At 68.5% G+C, this 20,585-nt stretch carries 16 protein-coding genes and 1 other RNA gene; 2 read left to right on the top strand and 15 right to left on the bottom strand.

Features of this window, described 5'->3' with window-relative positions; genetic code table 11:
- Nucleotides 1-60: 60 nt before the first annotated feature.
- The 10 genes from LF41_RS03490 to LF41_RS15975 all read right to left on the bottom strand — a co-directional run bounded on the left by LF41_RS03490 (nucleotide 61) and on the right by LF41_RS15975 (nucleotide 12,578).
- The gene (locus LF41_RS03490) at nucleotides 61-3,180 is read right to left on the bottom strand and encodes an error-prone DNA polymerase (protein ID WP_202594015.1); all 3,120 of its coding nucleotides are present in this window, start codon (nucleotides 3,178-3,180) and stop codon (nucleotides 61-63) included.
- On the bottom strand, nucleotides 3,168-4,589 hold the full coding sequence (locus tag LF41_RS03485; RefSeq protein ID WP_036165984.1) for a Y-family DNA polymerase: 1,422 nt from the start codon (nucleotides 4,587-4,589) through the stop codon (nucleotides 3,168-3,170). Before LF41_RS03485 ends, LF41_RS03490 begins: the two co-directional genes overlap by 13 nt.
- 9 nt (nucleotides 4,590-4,598) lie before the next feature.
- Nucleotides 4,599-5,228: a translesion DNA synthesis-associated protein ImuA gene (imuA, locus tag LF41_RS03480; protein WP_036165981.1), complete on the bottom strand. Its 630-nt coding sequence runs from the start codon at nucleotides 5,226-5,228 to the stop codon at nucleotides 4,599-4,601.
- A 159-nt stretch (nucleotides 5,229-5,387) separates the two neighbouring features.
- On the bottom strand, nucleotides 5,388-6,035 hold the full coding sequence (rpiA, locus tag LF41_RS03475) for a ribose-5-phosphate isomerase RpiA (protein ID WP_036165978.1): 648 nt from the start codon (nucleotides 6,033-6,035) through the stop codon (nucleotides 5,388-5,390).
- A complete protein-coding gene (locus tag LF41_RS03470) occupies nucleotides 6,035-6,508 on the bottom strand; it encodes an EVE domain-containing protein (protein ID WP_036165977.1) in 474 nt (157 codons plus the stop codon). The genes rpiA and LF41_RS03470 overlap by 1 nt, the downstream gene beginning before the upstream one ends.
- Complete coding sequence (locus LF41_RS03465) at nucleotides 6,505-7,098, bottom strand: 5-formyltetrahydrofolate cyclo-ligase (protein ID WP_036165974.1); 594 nt, start codon at nucleotides 7,096-7,098, stop codon at nucleotides 6,505-6,507. Before LF41_RS03465 ends, LF41_RS03470 begins: the two co-directional genes overlap by 4 nt.
- Nucleotides 7,099-7,107: 9 nt before the next feature.
- A non-coding RNA gene (gene ssrS / locus LF41_RS16400) (6S RNA) lies at nucleotides 7,108-7,291 on the bottom strand.
- A gap of 135 nt (nucleotides 7,292-7,426) precedes the next feature.
- Complete coding sequence (locus LF41_RS03460; RefSeq protein WP_036165971.1) at nucleotides 7,427-7,732, bottom strand: cell division protein ZapA; 306 nt, start codon at nucleotides 7,730-7,732, stop codon at nucleotides 7,427-7,429.
- The gene (locus LF41_RS03455; protein WP_036165969.1) at nucleotides 7,729-7,950 is read right to left on the bottom strand and encodes a TIGR02449 family protein; all 222 of its coding nucleotides are present in this window, start codon (nucleotides 7,948-7,950) and stop codon (nucleotides 7,729-7,731) included. The genes LF41_RS03460 and LF41_RS03455 overlap by 4 nt, the downstream gene beginning before the upstream one ends.
- A gap of 56 nt (nucleotides 7,951-8,006) precedes the next feature.
- Nucleotides 8,007-12,578 carry an EAL domain-containing protein gene (locus LF41_RS15975; protein WP_052116100.1) on the bottom strand — a complete coding sequence of 1,524 codons (4,572 nt, stop codon included), beginning with the start codon at nucleotides 12,576-12,578 and terminating at the stop codon, nucleotides 8,007-8,009.
- A 99-nt stretch (nucleotides 12,579-12,677) separates the two neighbouring features.
- Between LF41_RS15975 and LF41_RS03445 the strand changes: the two genes are divergently transcribed.
- Nucleotides 12,678-13,226, top strand: coding sequence for a UPF0149 family protein (locus LF41_RS03445; RefSeq protein WP_036165966.1), 549 nt, complete (start codon nucleotides 12,678-12,680; stop codon nucleotides 13,224-13,226).
- A 2-nt stretch (nucleotides 13,227-13,228) separates the two neighbouring features.
- Nucleotides 13,229-14,566, top strand: coding sequence for an aminopeptidase P N-terminal domain-containing protein (locus LF41_RS03440; protein WP_036165963.1), 1,338 nt, complete (start codon nucleotides 13,229-13,231; stop codon nucleotides 14,564-14,566).
- Here LF41_RS03440 and pepQ read toward each other — a convergent pair.
- From pepQ to rdgB, 5 genes are all read right to left on the bottom strand, one after another.
- Nucleotides 14,563-15,882 carry a Xaa-Pro dipeptidase gene (pepQ, locus tag LF41_RS03435; RefSeq protein ID WP_052116099.1) on the bottom strand — a complete coding sequence of 440 codons (1,320 nt, stop codon included), beginning with the start codon at nucleotides 15,880-15,882 and terminating at the stop codon, nucleotides 14,563-14,565. The two genes, LF41_RS03440 and pepQ, sit on opposite strands and share 4 nt — an antisense overlap.
- Before the next feature lie 60 nt (nucleotides 15,883-15,942).
- Nucleotides 15,943-16,293 carry a PilZ domain-containing protein gene (locus LF41_RS03430; protein WP_036165959.1) on the bottom strand — a complete coding sequence of 117 codons (351 nt, stop codon included), beginning with the start codon at nucleotides 16,291-16,293 and terminating at the stop codon, nucleotides 15,943-15,945.
- On the bottom strand, nucleotides 16,290-18,743 hold the full coding sequence (locus LF41_RS03425) for a DUF1631 domain-containing protein (protein ID WP_052116098.1): 2,454 nt from the start codon (nucleotides 18,741-18,743) through the stop codon (nucleotides 16,290-16,292). Before LF41_RS03425 ends, LF41_RS03430 begins: the two co-directional genes overlap by 4 nt.
- A gap of 68 nt (nucleotides 18,744-18,811) precedes the next feature.
- Nucleotides 18,812-19,975: a radical SAM family heme chaperone HemW gene (gene hemW, locus LF41_RS03420; protein ID WP_036165956.1), complete on the bottom strand. Its 1,164-nt coding sequence runs from the start codon at nucleotides 19,973-19,975 to the stop codon at nucleotides 18,812-18,814.
- Between the two features lie 12 nt (nucleotides 19,976-19,987).
- Nucleotides 19,988-20,581, bottom strand: a complete 594-nt coding sequence (gene rdgB / locus LF41_RS03415; protein ID WP_036166164.1) for an RdgB/HAM1 family non-canonical purine NTP pyrophosphatase — start codon at nucleotides 20,579-20,581, stop codon at nucleotides 19,988-19,990.
- Between the last annotated feature and the right edge of the window lie 4 nt (nucleotides 20,582-20,585).

Here is a 20,585-nt window from a genome sequence, read left to right as displayed (position 1 = left end):
TTACTAACCCGGCAAACGCCAAGGTCCGACTTACGCGTCGAAAACTTACCTGCAACCTACTTATCTGAAATCCCGCGACGTCGCATCCAGCGGCCCAAGCAAAGTCGCCAGATTCGTCAATCGCTTCGCGATCAGGTGCTGCACCCCGTCCTGCGATTCCAGGCGCCCTTCGACCGCGAGCAAACGCGACTCCAGCAAGGGTCGCCGTTGTTCTTCGGCCACCTGCCGCCACACCACGACATTCACCAGCCCGTCTTCGTCCTCGAGTGTCAGGAACGTCACGCCGCTCGCGGTTTCCGGCCGCTGGCGCAAGGTCACCAACCCGGCGAACGACACCTGCCGCCCATGCGGCATCGCGCGCAACTCCGATGAGCGCCGGAAACGCCGCGCCCGCAATTGCGATCGCAGCAACTGCAGTGGATGCTTGCCGAGGGTGAGCCCCGTCATCGCGTAATCGGTGCGCATCTCCTCTTCCGCGGTCGGCAGTGGCAACGCCACCGTCGGTTCCGCGGTCGCGCCGATGGCGTCGAACAATGGCCGCTGCGCTTCGACCCCCGCCGCCGCCCACCGCGCCTTGTGCCGATGCCCCGCCAATGCACGCAACGCGCCGGCGTCGGCAAGCAATCCCCGCGCGCGCGCATCGAGATCGCTGCGCACGCACAGGTCGGTGAGATCGGCGAACCCGCACGTCGACCGCGCCGCCATGATCCGCTCGGCATCGGCCTGGCGGAATCCATCCACCATCCGCATCCCCAATCGCAATGCCGGTTGCGCGGCTGCATCGCCGAGGGATTCGAGCGTGCAATCCCAATCGCTGTAACGCACGTCGACCGGCCGCACGATCACGCCGTGCCGCCGTACGTCCTGCACGATCTGGCTCGGCGCGTAGAACCCCATCGGTTGCGAGTTGATCAGGGCCGCCGCGAACGCCGCCGGTTCATGGCATTTCAGCCAGGAGCTCGAATACGCGATGAGCGCGAAGCTCGCCGCATGCGATTCCGGGAACCCGTAACTGCCGAAGCCCTTGATCTGCTCGAAGATCTGCTCGGCGAACGCGCTCGTATATCCGTTGCGCAACATCCCGTCGATGATTTTCTGCCGGTGATGTTCCATGCCGCCGTAGCGCTTCCACGCCGCCATCGAACGCCGTAGCTGGTCCGCCTCACCCGGTGTGTAATTCGCCGCGACGATCGCCAGCTGCATCACCTGTTCCTGGAACAACGGCACGCCCAGCGTGCGCCGGAACACCTCGCGCAACGCCTCCGACGGATACGTCACCGGTTCCTCGCCGTTCCGCCGGCGCAGGTAGGGATGCACCATGTCGCCCTGGATCGGCCCGGGCCGCACGATGGCCACCTGCACGACGAGGTCGTAGAACACGCGCGGTTTCAGCCGCGGCAACATCGCCATCTGCGCACGCGATTCGATCTGGAACGTACCGACCGTGTCGGCCTTGCGGATCATCGCGTAGGTCGCATCGTCGCCTTGCGGGATGTCGTCGAGCCCGATGTCGCGCCGCCCGCTCGCACGCAACAAGTCGAATGTCTTGTGCACGCACGTGAGCATGCCGAGCGCGAGGCAGTCGACCTTCAGCAGCTTCATCACGTCGAGGTCGTCCTTGTCCCACTGGATGACCGTGCGGTCGTCCATCGCCGCGTTTTCCACCGGCACCAGCGTCGACAACGGATGCTCGGAAATCACGAACCCGCCCGGATGCTGCGACAAATGTCGCGGAAACCCCAGCAATTCGCCGGCGATCGCCAGCACGCGCCGCAACAGCGGCGACTCCGGATCGAACCCGTGCCCGCGCAAGTGATCGGGCATCGGTACGTCGCTGTTCCAGCGATCCATGGTCTTGGCGATCTCGTCGACCTGGTCGGGCGGCAACCCGAGCGCCCGCGCGACATCGCGCACCGCGCTGCGGCCGCGATAACGAATGACCACCGCCGCCAGCGCCGCGCGCCCGCGTCCATAACGTTCGAACACGTACTGCAACACTTCCTCGCGCCGCTCGTGCTCGAAGTCGACGTCGATGTCCGGCGGCTCGTTGCGCTCCTCCGACACGAAGCGCTCGAACAACATCTCCATCTGCCCCGGCTGCAACTCGGTGATGCCGAGCGCGTAGCACACGGCCGAATTGGCGGCCGACCCGCGCCCCTGGCACAGGATGTCGCGGCTGCGCGCGAAGCGCACGATGTCGTGCACGGTGAGGAAGTAGGACTCGTACCCGAGCCGCCCGATGATCGTCAGTTCCTTCTCGATCAGCTCGCGCGCCTTGGCGCGTTCATGTGCGTTCGAGCGCGCCTTCGCCCAACGCGCATGGATGCCTGCTTCGACCAATTCGCGCAACCACGTGGCCGCCGTCTCCCCCACGGGCACGAGTTCGTGCGGATACGTGTACGCCAATTGCCGCAGGTTGAACGTGCAGCGTTGCGCGATGGCCAGCGTTTCCGCCAGCAACGCCGCCGGATGGATCGCCGCCAGCGCCTGGCGCGTACGCAAGTGTCGCTCGCCGTTGGGGAACAGCGCGCGTCCCGCTTCGGCGAGCGTCTTGTGCAACCGGATCGCGGTCATCGTGTCCTGCAACGCGCGACGCCCGCGCACATGCATGTGGACATCGCCGCACGCGACCATCGGCAGCCCCGTCGCGCGCGACAACGCCTGCAATGCATCCAGCCGCGCCTGATCGTCCGGCCCGCGATGCAGATGCACCGCCAGCCATGCGCGATCGGCGAAGCAGGACCGCAGCCACTCCGCATCGTCGGCATCGCGCGCATCGCCGCGCGACACCCATATCGCCAGCAATCCATCGAGCGGCGCGGATTCGAAATCGGCGCGCAACAACCGGTACATGCCCTTTTCCGCACGCCGGCGCGCGGCCGTGATCAATTCGCACAGGCGGCGATAACCGGCCTGCGATTCCACGAGCAACACACACTTCGGCCCATCCTCGACCTGCATTTCGCTGCCGACGATCAACGACACGCCGGTGGCTTCCGACGCTTCCAGCGCACGCACGATGCCGGCCAGCGTGCATTCGTCGGTGATCGCCAGCGCGCTGTAGCCCTGTTGCTTCGCGCGATCGAACAACTCCCGCGCACTCGATGCACCACGCTGGAAACTGAAGTTCGACAGGCAGTGCAGTTCCGCATAGGCCGGCAGGCGGCTCATGCGAACCATCCATGCAACATCAGGTGCGATGGCGCGGGGCCCGGATCCACCGGTTCGCCCGCCGCGCAGAAGGCCCAGGCGCGTTGCCCGAGCGAGGTTTCGACGACGTAGTAATCGCGGCGCACGTCGCCGCCGTCCCACCAGCCGCTTTCGATGCGTTCGGGGCCGGCGAGGACGCGCAGCGCGTGGTCGCGCAACGGCAGCACGTGCGGCAGTAACCAACCGGGACGCGGGCGCGCATCGGGCACCGGCTTGCCCGACATCGACACGCGCTCGGGCCGATGTTCCGGCGAGTGCCCGATCCCGTGCACCGATTCATCGCCCAGGCGCGCACGCAAGCGTTCGCGCAATTGCGGCCATGGCACGTCCTGTTGCGCGCGTGTTTCGAACAGGTCGGGCGCGGCGGGCACGAACGGCGGCAACTCATCGGCGACCAGGCGGAATCCGCGCACGGGCGCCGGCAAACGCGCCTGTTCCAATCGTCCGCGCCCGAGTTCGAACAGCATGTTCGCCTCGCGCTGCGGCGTGAGCAGCCCGACACAGACCGAGCTGTCTTCGCAACGTTCGTGCTCGAGCACCAGCGTGTAGCGCTGCACGCCGCCATCGCGTCCGGCGAGGAAGGCCGACAGGTCCTGCGACAACCGCCGCAACGGAAACAGCAGCGCCTGGCTGGATTCGACGTCGGTCTCGAACTCGATGCGCCCCTCGAACCGATCAGGCGGCATGTAGCAATGCAACGGCGCGATGCGGTCGCCGCGGAGCGCGTCGAGATGTTCGAGGATCGCCTTCGGGAAGCGGCGCGCGATTGCATCGCGCGGCAGGTCGAACACCTGCCGCAACTTGCGCAAGCCCATGCGCGAAAGCGCGAAGGCCACCGGTTGCGGCAACCCGCTGCGTTCGAGCGGCAACTGGCCGAGCGCATTGCGCAAGGTGTGTTCGTCGACCGCCAGCCCGTCGTGCACGTTCGCCAGCACCCGCGCCGCATGCGGATTGGATGCGGCGGCGATGCGATGCCGGAATCCGAGCGCGCGCAATTCCTCGCGCATGCGCGCTTCCAGGCGCGGCCACGGCCCGAACAAGCGCAGGCTGTGCCCGACTTCGAGCAACAACGCATGCGGCAAATCCGTGCTCACCTGCGAGCTGAAGCGATAGGCCCATGCCGCGAGCAATGCGCGCTCGCGCTCGGCCGCCTCAGGATCGAAATCGACCGCCTGGAACTGCGTGCTCAACGCCTGCGCCGCAGCCAGCGACAACCCCGGGCGCAAGCCGAGCATGCGCGCGGCCGGCGTCACCGAATGCAGCGTGCGTTTCTGCACCGGTCCTTCGACGAGTGCGATCGCAGCCGCGTCCGGCGTTTCGAGTCGGCGAAGGACACCGTCCATCGCCAGTTGCGGCAGCAACACGCACGCCCACTGCATGGCGGCCCCTCATCCCGCCGTCGAAGTCGCGGGGAAGGGGAAGGGCGAGGGCGGCGCCAATGCGCCGCGGCACTTCAGGACACGCACGCGGTGCGGCGCGGTTTCGATCGCGATGCGCAACGGCGCGGGCGAGGGATTCAAGGCCGCATGCGCGTCGCGGAATGCGAAGCCCGGCGTGCGCCCGGTTTCGGCGGCGACCTGCAGGCGGCGCAATGCGCGGTCGTCGGCGGATCGCGGCCAGCACAACACCGCCGCGCACGCGCCGGAGCGCAGGCATTGTTCGGCGGCCCACAACGCATCGCGCGGATTGGCGTCGACGACCTGCAGCGATTCGTGGCGCAAACCCGCCGATTGCCACGCCGGTGCATGCGCGCGATACGGCGGCGCGACGATCGCGATGACCCCGTCGCCCTTGCTCAACCGTGCGAGCGCCGGCCACACCAGGCGCAACTCGCCGACGCCATCGGCCGGCAACAGGATTTCGCTGAGCGCCGCCGCCGGCCAGCCGCCGCCGGGCAGCACCGCGTCGAGCGCGTTCCATCCGGTGGCGACGGCATCGGCCGGCGCCTGTGTCGTCGGTTGTCCGCGCCAGACGCGCCGTGCTGCCAGCAAGCCGTCGAGGGCAATCACCGCGCTCATGCGCGATGCCCTCGATCAAGGAGAGAAAGACGGAATGGGAGAGGGAAATGTCGCATGGTTAGTAACAATACTAACACCGGCGACGGGAAGTGGAAGCGGCCGTCGCTACGGCCGTTCCAGTAGATGAATCAACGACTTAGCTGTCGAGCCAAGCAGCCCTCACAGCACGATTGGCGGCTCTCCGCCGACGATCACGACGTCCGCCGGCCGCCGCGCGAACAGCCCGACCGACACCACGCCGGGGATCTGGTTCAACTCGCGCTCCAGGCCCACCGGGTCGACGATCGCCAGGCCGTGCACGTCGAGGATCCAGTTGCCGTTGTCGGTGGTGACGCCATCGCGCCACACCGGCTGCGCGCCGGTGCGCGCCAGGATCTCGCGCGCCACCAGGCTGCGCGCCATCGGGATCACTTCGACCGGCAACGGGAACTTGCCCAGCACGTCGACGCGCTTGGCCGGATCGATGATGCAAACGAACGTCTTGCTCGCCTCGGCGATGATCTTCTCGCGCGTGAGCGCCGCGCCGCCGCCCTTGATCAGGCGCTTGTGCCCGTCGCACTCGTCCGCGCCGTCGACGTACAAGGACAACGGCCCGGTGGAATTCAGATCCAGCACTTCGATGCCGTGCGCGCGCAAGCGTTGCGTGCTCTGCTCCGAACTCGACACCGTCCCCGCGATGCGGTCCTTGATGCGCGCGAGCGCATCGATGAAGAAGGCGACGGTCGACCCCGTGCCCACCCCGACGATCATCCCGTCCTCGACGTAATCGATCGCCTTCTCGCCCGCCAGTCGCTTGGCTTCGCTCATCAGCGTTGTTCCAGTTTCAAGAGTTGCTTCCACTGCGCGGCGGTCACCGGCAGCACGGACAAACGGTTGCCGCGGCGGATCAGCGCAAACTCCCCGTCGAATTGATCGGCATGCGCCTTGATGGTTTCCAGCGTGATCGGCTGCGCGAACTTGCGCTCGAACTCCACGTCCACCAGCGACCAGCGCGGTTCCTCCCGCGTGCTCTTTGGATCGTAGTAGTCGGATTTCTTGTCGAACTGCGTCGGATCCGGATACGCCGCGGTGGCGACCTTCGCCAAACCCGCGATGCCCGGCACCGCGCAACTGGAGTGATAGAGGAATACGCCGTCGCCCGGCTGCATCGCGCGCATGTGGTTGCGCGCCTGGTAGTTGCGCACGCCGTTCCAGGGTTCGACGCGCACACGCTCCAGGTCGTCGATCGAGAACGTGTCCGGCTCGGTCTTCATCAGCCAGTAGCGGCGCTTTGAACTCATCGGGCGGGAACCGTTTCAAAAAGATGCGTGTCCGATTCGCTGCACAATGCATCGAGCGGCATGTCCCACGGTTGCGGCGAGACGGTGTCGACTTGTTGCGCGGCGAACGCGGCGCCGACCAGGTGCGGCGGCGCACCGTGGTCGCGGCGGAACGCGAAGGTGCGATCGTACCAGCCGCCTCCCATGCCCAGGCGATGGCCGCGGGCGTCGAACGCCACGAGCGGCGCGACGACGAATGCCATCGCTTCTGCGGGCAGCAGCGAGGCCGGCGGAACGTCGGGTTCGGGAATGCCGTGCTTGTTGGACACCAGCGCCGCGCCGCCGCGCCATGGCGCGAAGCGCAGCAACCCGTCCTCGTGCAGCACCGGCAGGCAATACGTGCAGCCACGCGGCAGGCGCAGTTGCCAGGACGACAACGCGATTTCGCCATCCATCGCCCAGTAACCGGCGACGTGCCCGGACACCGGTGCGAAGGGAAGCGAAAGGAGGCGATGGGCGAGCGCGTCGGCCGCGGCGATGCGCGCGGGCGCGGGAATGGCGCGACGCCGCGCGCGGAGTTCCCTGCGGAGAGTGTCGCGCGAGAACGTCATGGAAAAAGAACATCCTCCGCCGTGAAGATGCGCGCGAAACGACCTTGAACCCGAGGTTCAAGTGGGAACGTTTGGCGACCATCGGGCTTCCCGCTCGTGGCGGACTTGCACACCCGGTCTCCGCTACATCCCCGGTGTCGTCTTAAAGGGACAAGGTGAATGTTTGCGCGCGCCGTCGACACAGCAGAGGACGCAGGGCGCAGTATAGCGCCGCGGTCGAAAGACGAAAGTCCGTTCGTCGGTCGAGGCATGGCGTGGATTCAGTTGTGGACGCGTCGAAAGTTTTTTCGTGCACGCGGTCTCGACACGACACGCGTGCGCATGGGCTTCAGGCCGGCGGCGTGTCGAACAGATCGTCGAGGCGCCGCTGCATCGCGCCGACGGTCTTCGCCAGTTCGCGCTCGCGGCGGTCGGTGTCGCTGCGCGCCTGTTGCAGTTCGTGCGCGAGGTTCAGCGCGGCGAGCACGGCGATGCGGTCCACCGCCGCCAACTTGTTGGTGCCGCGGATCTCGCGCATCTTCGCATCGAGCAACTTCGCGGCGGCGACCAGGCTGTCGCGCTCGTCGGGCTCGACGCCCACCGTGTATTCGCGATCCAGCACGCGGATGGTGACCGGCTCGTTGCCCTTGCTCACGTGTGCTGCTCCAGCGACTTCAAGCGCGTGATCATCGCTTCCACGCGCGAGCGTGCCTGTTCGTTCTTCGCGAGCAGTTGCGCGCGGTCGCCGGCCAGTTGTTCCTGCTGCGCGCGCAAGCTGCGGTTTTCCTCGGTCAGCCGCTGCGCGAGCGCGGCGAGCTGGTCGATGCGCGCGGCCAGGGCCTGCAGTTGGGCGAGGGAGTCGGCCGTGTCCATGCGCTGAGGTTAGGCAGGGGGGCGGGGGTGGTCAAGGCGCGGGCGGCCGGCGCCGTTCACGGAATGACCGCCGCATTGAGGTCCGGCGCCCAGGTGCGGATCAGGCCGAGGCAGCGGTGCGCGTCCAGCGGCTGCGAGAGCCAGTACCCCTGGATCTCGTCGCAGCGGTGCGCGCGGAGGAACAGGACCTGCGCTTCTTCCTCGACGCCCTCGGCCACGACGTTCAGGCCCAGCGAGTGCGCCATCGTGATGACCGTGCTGGTGATCGCCTCGTCGTCGGCGTCGCGGGTGAGGTCGCCGATGAACTCCTTGTCGATCTTCAGCGTCGTGATCGGCAGGCGCTTGAGGTAGGCCAGCGACGAATACCCGGTGCCGAAGTCGTCGACCGCCAGCTGCACGCCCAGTTCGCGGATCGCCTGCAGCGTCACCGCCGTTTGCGCGGCGTTGGACATGACCACGCTTTCGGTGAGCTCGAGTTCGAGGTACTCGGCAGGCACGCCGGTGTCTTCGAGCACGCGCGCCACCACCGCGGGCAGGTCGCCGCGCAGCAATTGCAGGGCCGAGACGTTCACCGCCATCGTCAGGCGGTCCAGGCCGTTCGCGCGCCAGCGCTTGAGCGTGTGGCACGCCTCGCGCAGCGCCCATTCGCCGATTTCCAGGATCAGCCCGCTTTCCTCGGCCAGCGGAATGAACTGCGCCGGCGGAATCTCGCCGTACTCCGGGCTCGTCCAGCGCAGCAGCGCTTCCACGCCCGTGATGCGCGCCTGCGGCAGCGACAACTTCGGCTGGAACACCAGGCGCAGCTCGTTGCGGTCGAGCACCTTGCGCAGCGCGGCGGAGATGGTCGCGCGGCGACGGATCGCGATCTCCATCGACTCGGTGTAGCGCATGTAGATGCGGCGGCCCGCGGCCTTCGCCTGGTACATCGCGGTGTCGGCGTGCTTGAGCAGGTCGGTGGGCACCGCGGCGTTGTCGGGATACAGGCTGATGCCGATCGACGGGGTGATCGCGACGTCCTGCGTCTCGTCGATGTCCAGCGGTGCTTCGAACGAAGTGATGATCTCGCGCGCGATCTTCTCCGCTTCCTCCGGCGTGTCGATGTTTTCCAGCACGACGGTGAACTCGTCGCCGCCCAGGCGCGCGACGGTGTGCTGCGGGCCCACCGTCTGCTGCAAACGCGCCGCGGTGGCGCGCAGGATGCGGTCGCCCGCCGCGTGGCCGAGCGAATCGTTGATGTCCTTGAAACGGTCGAGATCGAGGAACAGCACCGCGATGCGGCTTTCCTGGCGGCGCGCGCGCACGATGGCGCGCGACAGGCGCTCGGACAGCAAGGCGCGATTCGGCAAGCTCGTCAGCGTGTCGTAGTTCGCCAGGTAACGCAGTTCCTGCTCGGCGCGCTTCTTGTCGGTGATGTCTGTGAACACCGCGACGTAATGGCTGCGCTGGCCGCCGGCATCGAGCACCGCGCTGCTTTCGATCCAGCACAGGAACTCTTCGCCGTCCTTGCGCTGCTGCCACATCTCGCCGCTCCAGCGGCCGTTGCGGACGACTTCGGCGCGGGTCTGGCGGTAGAAGTCCGGGTCGTGCTGCGCGCTGTCCAGCAGGCTGGCGGATTTGCCGATGACTTCGGTCTCGTTGTAACCGCTGATGCGGCTGAAGGCCGGGTTGACCGATACGAACTGGAAGTCGCGGTCGAGCACCGCCACCGCTTCGGACATGCTGCGCAGCACTTCGGTGGCGATGCGGCGTTCGCGCTCGGCGGCGCGCCCCGCGGTGATGTCGCGCGCGGTGCCGGCCACGCGCAGGGCGCGGCCGTCGGGCCCGCGTTCGACGACGCGGCCGCGCGCGCGCACCCACGTCCATGCGCCGTTCGGCCCGCGCACGCGGTGTTCGGAGAGGAACAGGGGCGTTTCGCCGCGCAGGTGCTGCTTCAGGCGTTCGAGCACGCGCGGCAGATCGTCGTCGTGGATCTCGTGGCGCTGGTCGACTTCCGACTGCACCGCGATGCCCGGGCGCGCCGCATCGCTTTCCGACGTGCGCATGCTGCGCATCTCGCCGCGCGCCAGGTCGTAGTCCCAGAACATCTCGCCCGAGGCCCACAGCGCGAGCTGCAGGCGTTCCTCGCGGTCGCGGATCTGCGCGAAATACACCTTCTCGCGGCGCCGGCGCTGCACGATCAGCCACGCGACGCCGCCGACCAGCAACAGGCCCGCGACCGCATAGGCGAGCAGTGCGAACGGATGTCGCCACATCGGCGGCGCCACGTGCACCGGCAGGCGCAGCGATTGCGCGTTCCACACGCCGTCGCGGTTGGTGGCCTGCGCCAGGAACGTGTAGTCGCCCGGCGGCACGCGCGTGTAGGTGATCTCGGGCACCGCGCCGTTGTCGATCCAGTCGGTGTCGAAGCCTTCGAGCTTGTAGCGATAACGGATGTTGCCGCCGTCGGCGAAGTCCAGCGCACCCACGCGCAGGCGCAGCAGGCCGGCGTCGCTGGGCACGTCGATGCGTTCGGGCTGCCACGCCAAGTCCTGGTCGGTGGCCGCGCCTGCGCTGAAACGCGCGGACAACAGGCGCACCGGCGGCATGTAGGCGCTGTCATGCACCATGCGCGGGTCGAACAGGTTCAGCCCGCGCACACCGCCGAACAGCAATCGCCCATCGCGCAACCGCGCCGCCGAGCCGCCGTTGAATTCGAGGTCCTGCACGCCGTCGGCCATGCCGAACGTGCGCACGGCGTTGTGCGCGGGATCGAAGCGCATCAGGCCGGCGTCGGTGCCGAGCCACAACAGGCCCTGCGGCGATTCGGCGATGGAGAACACCACCGGCACGGGACGCGCACCGAGCGCGGCGTCGAGCGGATGTTCGAAGCGGATCTCGTTGCCTTCCTCGCGCACGCGGCTCAGGCCCGAATGCGTGCCGATCCAGATCGTGCCGTCGGAGGCTTCGAGCACGGCGCGCACCAGATTGCCCGCCAGGCTCTGCGGCGCGTCGGGTGCATGGCGGAACACGCGCATGCGTCCCGCAACCGGCTCCAGCAGTTGCAGGCCGTCGCTCGAACCGGCCCACACGCGGTGGTTGCGGTCGACCGTCACCACGTGGACGGTGGACGGCTCCGGCGAATTGCCGCGCGCCATGTACGCACGCACGCGCCCGCTGCCCGGGTCGAAGTGCAGCAGGCCGCGCAATTGCGAACCGATCCACAGCGTGCCGTCGTCGTCGCGCGCGATGGACCGCAGTTGCACGTCGGGGTAACCGGCCAGCGGGACCTGCGCGAGGACGCCGGTGCGCGTGTCGATCGTGCCGAGGCCGCGCGTGGTCGCCATCCACAGCTTGCCGGCTTCGCCGCGCGCGAAGCCCATCACGCGCAGCAGGTAACCCGGGCCCGAAGGGAACGTCGCGGTGAAGGCTTCGACCGGCGCCAGCGAATCGCCGCGCGCGTCGCTGCGGTACAGCTCGCCGTTGTCGGTGCCGAACCACCACTGCCGCGCATCGTCCTCGACGATCGCCCGCACGCTGTTGCCCGCCACGCCCGAGGCGAAATTGCGGGGCTCGCCGCCGGCCAGGTAGCGGAAGCGCGTGCCGAGCGGATCGGTCACCGACGGCCCGCGGAACTGCCCGCCGACCCACAGCGCGCCGCCGCGGTCGAGCATCAACTTGCCGATCGCGCTTTCCGACAGCGCGCCCTGCATCCAGTTCTCCCGCAGCGCCTGCACGTGGCCGCCGTCGACGTCCATGCGCCGCAGGCCATCGCCGAACACCGAGATCCACAGGCGGCGGTCGGGCGCCTGCACGATCGCGCGCACGTCGGGATTCACCTCGCCGCTGTCGGCGCCGGGCCATACGTGCAGCAGCGCACGCCCGTCGTCGCGCAGGCGATACAAGCCGTCGGCGCGGCCGATCCACAAACGCCCGTCGCGATCGAAGCCCATCGAATGCACGGCGCCTTCGGCGATGCGTTCCGAACCGCCGCCCGCGCCGAATCGATACAGCCCCGACGCGCTGCCGAACCACACCGCGCGATCGCGATCGCGCAGCAACGCCTGCTGCGGCGAGGTCGCGACGTTGCGCGGGTCGAGCGTCAGCAGATCCCGGCTCTTGCCGGTCTTCGGGTCGAACCGCACCAGGCCGGCCTGCGTGCCGACCCACAACTGTCCGTCCACCGGCAACAGTGCGAGCACCTGCTTGCGCGGCGAACCGGGCAGGGCGGCGCCGCCGTCGATCGCGAAGCGCTTGATCGCGCCATCGTGCAGGTCGAGCCGCGCGACGAACTCCGAATACGTACCGACCCACACCGCATCGCGCCCTTCGATCGCCAGCGCGGTGACGTAGCTGTCGGGGAGCGAGGCGGGATCGCGCGGGTCGTGGCGGAAGAGGTGGTAACGCTGGCCGTCGTAGCGGTGCAGGCCGCCCTGCGTGCCGACCCACACGAAGCCGTCGAGGTCTTGCGCGAAGGCGGTGACGGTGTTCTGCGCCAGCCCGTGCTCGCTGCCGATGTTGCGGAAATGGAAATCGCGGGTGGCCGCCCACGTCGATGCCGCCGGGGCGATCAACGCCAGCGCAAGAGCGAACAACACGCCCGCGACACGCTCCCCGGCGCGGGTGGATGGATCGAAGATCGACAGGCGCACGGGCTCCGCATCCCGGTGGCTCGTCCGGAGTGTGCGGCCAACGGCCGCCGCGGCGCAAACCAAGCGGTACACTGCGGCCCTGCGCGAAGGAGCCCCGCAGTGTCCGATGTCGCCTTGCCGAGCTGGTCGTCCGTCCACGATGCAATCGCAGCCCAGCGCCTGGGTGTATCGCCGGCGGAAATGCACGGGTCCCTGACGGGCTGGTTCGCCGGCGGCGGGGCCGATTCCCCGGACTGGCTGGCCCGCGTGATGGCCGATGACGCACTGCCGCAAATCGCGGAGGGCACGCCGCTCGATGCACTGCGCGTGGCCAGCACGGGCCAGTTGGACGACCGCGGCTTCGCATTCGAACTGCTGCTTCCCGAAGCCGACGCCACGCTGGGCGAGCGCAGCGGCGCGTTGTTCGATTGGTGTCGCGGCTTCCTCGGCGCCTTCGGCCTGGCCGTCGGCGAGAATCCGCCGTTGTCGGAAGAGGGCAGCGAAGCGCTGGCGGACCTGGCAAAGCTCGCCGCCGCCACCCCGCAGGACGACGGCGACGAAGACGACGAGGAAGCCCTCGCCGAGATCGAGGAGTTCGTGCGCGTCGCAGTCCTGTTGCTGCATGGGGACTGCGTGCTTGCCCCGCGCCATCGCCAGCAGTTCAACTGACGATGGCCGCCAAGCCGCAACGCCCGATCACGCTGCCGGGTGCGGCGTTCCACCGCCGCCGCCGGCAACTCATGCGCATGGCTGGCGACGACGCGATCCTCGTCCTGCCCGCCGCGCCCGAACGCGTGCGCAGCCGCGACACGCACTACCCGTATCGACAGGATTCCGACTTCTGGTACCTCACCGGATTTCCTGAACCCGAAGCCGTGCTCGTCCTCGTGCCCGGCCGCAAGCACGGCGAGACCATCCTCTTCTGCCGCGAGCGCGATCCTGATCGCGAAGCGTGGGACGGCCCGCGCGCCGGGCAGGAAGGCGCGGTCGATGCCTACGGCATGGACGATGCGTATCCGATCGCCGACCTCGACGAAATCCTCCCCGGCCTGCTCGAAGGCCGGACGCGCGTGTACTACCACTTCGGTCGAGACGCGGAGTTCGACCTCAAGCTGATCGGCTGGCTCAACCGCGTGCGCGCGCAGGTGAGGTCGGGCGCGCAGCCGCCACACGAATTCCTCGCCCTCGGGCACCTGCTCGACGAGATGCGACTGTTCAAGTCGAACGACGAAATCAAGTTGATGCAGCGCGCCGCCGACATCAGCGTGCAGGCGCACCAGGCGGCGATGCGCGCTTCGCGCGCGGGCGTGCGCGAATTCGAGTTGCAGGCCGAGCTGGAGCGCGTGTTCCGCGCCAACGACGCCGACGCCGCGTACGGCAGCATCGTCGGCGCCGGCGTGAATGCCTGCGTGCTGCACTACCGCGCGAACAACGCGACGGCGCGCGCGGGGGATCTCGTGTTGATCGACGCCGGCGCGGAATACCGTAACTACGCCGCCGACATCACGCGCACCTTCCCGGTCGACGGACGGTTCTCGAAGGAACAGCGCGCGCTGCACGACCTCGTGGGCGCGGCGCAGCGCGCGGCATTGGCGAAGGCGCGGCCCGGCATGCCATACGAAGCCGGGCACGTGGCCGCGGTCGAAACACTGACCGAAGGCTTGCTGCGCCTCGGGCTATTGAAGGGGCGCCTGGAAAAGGCGATCGCCGACGGCGCGTATCGCCGCTTCTATCGCCACAAGACCGGCCACTGGCTCGGACTGGACGTGCACGACGTCGGCGAATACCGCATCGACGGCGAGTCGCGCCTGCTCGAGCCGGGCATGGTGTTCACCATCGAGCCCGGGCTGTACGTCGCGCCCGACGACAAGAGCGTGCACGCGAAGTGGCGCGGCATCGGCATCCGCACGGAAGACGACGTGCTGGTCACCAACGACGGCCACCGCATCCTCACCGACGCGCTCGTGCGCGACGCCGACGAGATCGAAGCGTTCATGGCCGGCGCTTAAGCGGCGAAGGCCTCTCGCGTCAGGTTGATCGGCGCGCCGTCCGTGCACACCACGTCGTCTTCGATCCGGATCCCGCCGAACGGGCGGAACGCATCGACGCGCGCCCAATCGACGCTCGGACCGAGGCCGCGGTCCTTCAGTTGTTCCAGCAGCATGTCGATGAAGTAAAGGCCCGGCTCGATGGTCACGACCATCCCCGGCGCAAGCGCCCGCGTCAGGCGCAGGTACGGATGTCCGTCGGGTTTCGGCAGCGTGCCGCCGCGGTCGCTTTCCGCGAAACCGGCGACATCGTGCACCTGCAACCCGATCCCGTGGCCGATGCCGTGCGGGAAGAACGCCGAACTCACGCCCGTCTCCACCGCGACTTCCGGTGTCACCGTGATCAGGCCGAAGTCCTTCAGGATGCGCGACAACGACAGATGCGCATCCAGGTGCAATCGACGGTAGTCGAACCCGTTGCGCACCTGGTCGCACATCGCCAGTTGCGCGCGGTCCACCGCGTCGATCAGCGCCTGAAACTCGTCGCTGGTGTCGTTGGAATAGGTGCGCGTGATGTCGCACGCGTAGCCATCGAAGCTCGCGCCGGCATCGATCAGGAAGCTGCGCACCGGCTTGGGCGGCATGCGGTCGCGGTCGGTGTAATGCAGCACCGCGCCATGCTCGTTGAGCGCGACGATGTTGGAGTAGGGCAGGTCGTTGGCATCCTGCTGCGCGGCCTGGCAATAGGCCAGGTGGATGCCGAATTCGCTCGCGCCCGCGCGGAACGCACGCTCGGCGGCGCGATGCGCGCGCACGCCGATGCGGCTGGCGGCGCGCATCATCTCGACCTCGTACGGCGTCTTGAACGCGCGGTGATATTCGAGATACGCCACCACCGGCACCGGATTGTTCGGCACGTAGTCGCCCAGCGCGCTTTGCGGCTCGCCGAGGATCGCGCAGCGCGCGATGTCCTTCGGCAGGTGCTGCGCCGCCTCTTCCGGCTTGCGGATGATCGCGACGTCCATGTGTTCGACCCAATCGCCCGACGGCGCGCTCGGCACGACGTGCCAGTAATCGAACGGCTGCAGGTAGATCACCTTCGGCCGCTGGCCCGGCTGGTACACCAGCCAACTGTCGGGCACGCGCACCAGCGGCAACCACGCCTTGAACTGCGGGTTCACCGCGTAGGGATAGTCGCGGTCGTCGAAGTACTGGAAGTGCAGTCGCCCGCTCGGCACGACGAGCGCGTCGAACCCGCCGCGTTGCAACGCTTCATCCGCGCGCTGCTTGAGCGTGTCGAGGTGGTCGGCGTAGAGAACGGACAGGTCGGGACGCATGGCGGGCGCTCGTGGTGCGGTGGGGACCCCAATTCTGCCCCAACGCACGGCGCCCGGCGTTTATTCGAACTGGCCTCCCGGCCCGTCGATCCATTCACGCAACTGCTTCATGTGGTCGTCCGGCACCGTGATGAAGCGGAAGCCGCTCCAGCGCTGGCCCGAAGCGTGCGCCGCGTCCTGCCAGAGCAGGTGCGCGCCGACTTCGATCGGGGCTTCGCGGCCCTGCGCGTCGTTGAGGTTGAAGCGGAACTGGTACAGCGCGTCTTCCTGCATCTGCGTGTTGGCCATCAGCAACATGCCGGTTTCCGACAGGTTGCCCAGGCGGCCGACGACCGCATCGACCATCGTGTCCACCACGATCACCGTGTCGGCGACCTTGCGGCGCTTGGCACGGCGGAATTCGTCGATCATGCGCCGACCTCCTTGTCCTTTTCCTTGTCCTTGCCGCCGCCGGCGAAACTGCGCAGCGCGCTGAGCGCGGCCTGCCACGCGCGGTCGACGAGGCGGCCCTTGTCGGCCGTGACGATGTAGGCCTGGCCGATCGCGATCATGCGCGCCAGGCTGTCGAGCGACTGCTCGCCCAGGCGCTGGCCGCGCTGGTTCACGAACAACGCGTTGTCGGTGACCGGGCTGAACCAGGACAGGCGGCGGCGCACCTTGTCGCCCTGCTGGTTGGTGTTGAACTCGAACCACGTGCCGAAGGGCAGGGTGCGCAGGTGTTCGTACGCGGCCTGCTCGTCGGGGGTGCGCGGCGGCAGCTTCGGCTTCGGCGTGTCGCTGTCTTCGCCCAGGCGCGCGCGCGCCTTGAGCTTCATCGCCAGTTCCGTGCGCGAGGCCGGATCGTCTTCGTCTTCCGCGATGCCCGTCGTCAGCCGGCGTGCGATCGCCGCGGCTTCATCGATGTGGTAACCGACCTGGACCAGCGAGCTTTCGATCTGCTGGGTGAGCTGCGGATCGGTTTCGCCCGTTGCCTTGCCGGTGGTGGCCGCGACGATGTGGCGCGTGGCTTCGAGCTGGCGCTGCCACTCTTCGGAGTCCTCGCCGTGGCGCAGCAGCGACAGGGTGAGCACGTCGGCCCACGCCTGGTTGAGCAGCGCGCGCACGAACTTCGGCAGGCGCTGGTCGCGCACCGAGGCTTCGATGACTTCGGTCGAACGGCGCTTGGCGAGTTCGAGTTTTTCCTTGCCGCGCGCCGCTTCGACATGGCGGCGCTCGGTGACTTCGGCCTTGCGCGCGAGTTGTTGCAGGCTGCCCTGCAGTTCGCGGTTGGCGGTTTCGAAGGCCTGCGGGTCTTCGCGGAAATTCTGGACGACGTGTTCGACCGCGCTGCGCAGCGAGTGCACGAGTTGCGGATCGACTTCCTCGTCGCCGAGCCAAGTGGCGCCGGATTCGGCGACCGCGTTGAGCAGCTGGCGCGCAGGATGCTGCTGGCGCACGAAGAACGCGCGGTCCTGCAACGCCACGCGCAACAGCGGCACCTGCAGGCGGCCCAGCAGGCCGACGGCGGGCGTGTCGCGCCGCACTTCGCGCTCGATCTGCGAATACAGCATGCCGAGCAGTTCGAACGCGTCGTTGTCTTCGCGCGAGAACGCCGCGCCCTTGCCATGCACCTGGCGCGACTGCGCGAGCAGCGTCTGCTTGATGTCGAGCAGGCTGCGCGGGCTCCCGGTGGGCGAGGTGGCCGGCGTGGGGCCGATGGAGTCGAGCGCGCGCAGCAGGTCCGGCGTGGTGAGTTCCTGGCGCGCGCGTTCCGGGCGGCCCGGCCGCAACTTGCCGATCAGGTCGCGGCGGCCGGACAGCAATTGCTGCAGCAGTGCGAAGGCCTGCGCTTCGTCGTAGCCCGGGTCGCCGTCCTCGGACTCGCCCATCCATGCGGTGTGCGGGCGGGCTTGTTCGCGGGCGCCCATGACGCGGTTGCGTGCGCCACCGACGCGCGGTTGCGCGGCACCGGTGTCGCCCTCGGATTCGCTGGCCTGCGTGGCCGGCGCCGACGGATGCGGAACCTCATCGCCGCCGCCGAGCGCGAAGCTCGAGCCATCGCCGGCGGAACCGCCACCACCACCGCCACCCCCGCCCGTGCCGGGCGGCGGCGCCACTTTTTCCTTGCGCGGCTGCGGCTTGGCGTTCTGCACCGTCGGGCGCAGGCGGAGCGGGACGTAGGCCAGGCTCGGGAGGATGCCGTCGCGTTCCAGCAGCGCGTTCATCGTTTCGGCCAGGTGCGTGTAATGCACCATCACCACGCGATCGAACGTGCGGAACAGCAACAGGCGCGCTTCGAGCCCGATCTGCAAGGCGTTGGTCGCTTCGCGCAGGATGCGGCCCAGCATCTGCGGGCCGACCGGCAGGCGCTCGGCGTCGAAGGCCGGCGCGCCGGCGAGCACGCCCATGCGCTGGCCGAGCAGGTGCAGGGGCAGGCTGGCGCGGGATTCGTGGCGCAGCGCGATGTCGCGCAGCACCGACTCTTCGTCCATCGAGTCGTCGTCGACCAGGCTCAGGTTGCGGAACGAGGGGGGCTTGGAGCCGGTCGTGCCGATCTTCTGCGAGAGCTTGGGGTCGCGGACCGAGGCCAGCGCCGCTTCCAGGCCGATCAGGTAACGCGGCACGAGGTCCGCCCGGTTCAGGCGGAGCGTGCGCAGCGTTTCCATGTGCCCCGCCTGGATGCCGGGGTTTCGCGCATGGTCGGCGAGGCGGAAGAGCTGTTGCTCGGCCTCGTTGAGCATCTGCGAGAGATGGCGGGCCATCTCGTCGGAAACGAAGCTGAGGAGGTGCTCCATCACCCGGCGCACTCGGCGCGGCAGGTTCGTGGAGGCCAGGGTGGCCGGAGGCGTATGGGTGCCGGGCAGGTCGAACGAAACGGGCATCGGTCGCTCGCGCGGAACGGTTAACTGCTAGATAACACGCCGTCGTGACGCCCGCCACTGGGGCGGACTCAGTCGTCGGCGAGGAACAGTTCGATCACGTCGTTGGTGAAGCGCCGGCCCAGCTCGGTGGGCCGCACGCGGCCGGCCGGGTCGACCGTCAGCCATCCCCGTTCAATGGCTTGCCGCAGTTGCGGGGCGATGGATGCCCGCGGCAGCCCGGTGCGCGCCTCGAAGGCCTCGAGGCTGAAGCCTTCATGCAGGCGCAGGGCATTGAGCATGTAGTCGAAGGGCAAGCGCGCCGCGGTCAGCGTTTCGTCCCCGCCGATGCTGGCCGGCGAGCCCGCCTTCACCAGGTACTCGGTGGGGTGCTTGACCTTCCAGCGCCGCAGTACCGATTGCGAGGCCCCGAGCGTGAGCTTGCCGTGCGCCCCGGCGCCGATGCCGAGGTAATCGCCGAAGCGCCAGTAATTGAGGTTGTGCTGTGACTGCCGGCCCGGCCGCGCGTAGGCCGACACTTCGTAGTGCTCGAAGCCCGCCTGCGCGATGCGCGCCTGGCAGGCTTCCTGGATGTCCCAACTTTCGTCGAGGCCCGGCACGCCCTGCGGCGGGCGCGCGGCGAACACGGTGTTGGGTTCCAGCGTGAGCTGGTAATGCGACAGGTGCACCGGCTGCAGCGCGAGCGCGCGCTCCACGTCCTCGACCGCCATCGCGAGCGTCTGCTCGGGCAGTGCGTACATCAGGTCGAGGTTGATGTTGTCGAAGCCGGCGTCCTGCGCGAGTTTCACCGCGCTGTCGGCCTCGCGACTGTCGTGGATGCGGCCGAGGCGTTGCAGGCAGCCGTCGTCGAAACTCTGGATGCCGAAGCTCAAACGGTTCACGCCGGCGGCGAGATATCCCTCGAAACGCCCGTGTTCCGCCGTGCCGGGGTTGGTCTCCAGCGTGATCTCCGCACCCGGCGCGATGCGCAACCGCGCGCTCGCCTGCTGCAGGAACGCATCGATCGCTTCGGCGGGGAACAGCGACGGCGTGCCGCCTCCGAAGAACACCGAATGCACCACGCGTCCCCACGCGAGCGGCAGGTCCTGGTCGAGGTCGGCGATCAACGCATCGACGTACGCCGCGAACGGCAACGCGCCGCGCGCTTCATGCGAGTTGAAATCGCAATACGGGCACTTGCGCACGCACCATGGCAGGTGGACGTACAACGACAGCGGGGGCGTGAGGAGCGACATCGGACTGCGGGATCAGAGTTCGTGCAAACGCGCGCGCAACGTGGACAGCGCCAGGCCGCGATGGCTGCGCGCATGCTTGGTGGCCGCGTCGAGTTCGGCGGCCGATGCGCCCAGCGACGGATCGAGGAACACCGGGTCGTACCCGAATCCCCCCGCACCGCGCGGCGCATGCAGGATGCGTCCCGGCCAGCGGCCTTCGGCGATGATCGGCTGCGGGTCGTCGGGCGTGCGCAGCAGGACGACGACCGCATGGAAATGCGCGGTGCGGCGTTCATCGGGCACGTCGCGCAGCGCATCGAGCAACTTGGCGATGTTCGCCCGCGCATCGCCATGCGTGCCGGCGTAGCGCGCCGAATACAGGCCGGGTGCACCGCCGAGGGCGTCGACGCACAGCCCCGAATCATCGCCAAGCGCCGGCAAGCCGGTTTCGCGCGCGGCGTGGCGCGCCTTGAGCAAGGCGTTCTCGACGAAGGTCAGGCCGGTCTCGTCGACATCCTGCACGCCGAACTCCGACTGCGCGTGCAAATCCAGGCCCGCGTCGGCCAGCAGATCGCGCAACTCGACCAACTTGCCTGCATTGCCGCTCGCGAGCACCAGCTTGCGCACCGCG

It is taken from the genome of Lysobacter dokdonensis DS-58, from assembly GCF_000770795.1.
In the GTDB taxonomy this organism is placed as follows: domain Bacteria; phylum Pseudomonadota; class Gammaproteobacteria; order Xanthomonadales; family Xanthomonadaceae; genus Noviluteimonas; species Noviluteimonas dokdonensis.
The sequence above is the reverse complement of the archived record's forward strand: the minus strand, read 5'-3'. Positions and strand labels throughout refer to the sequence as shown.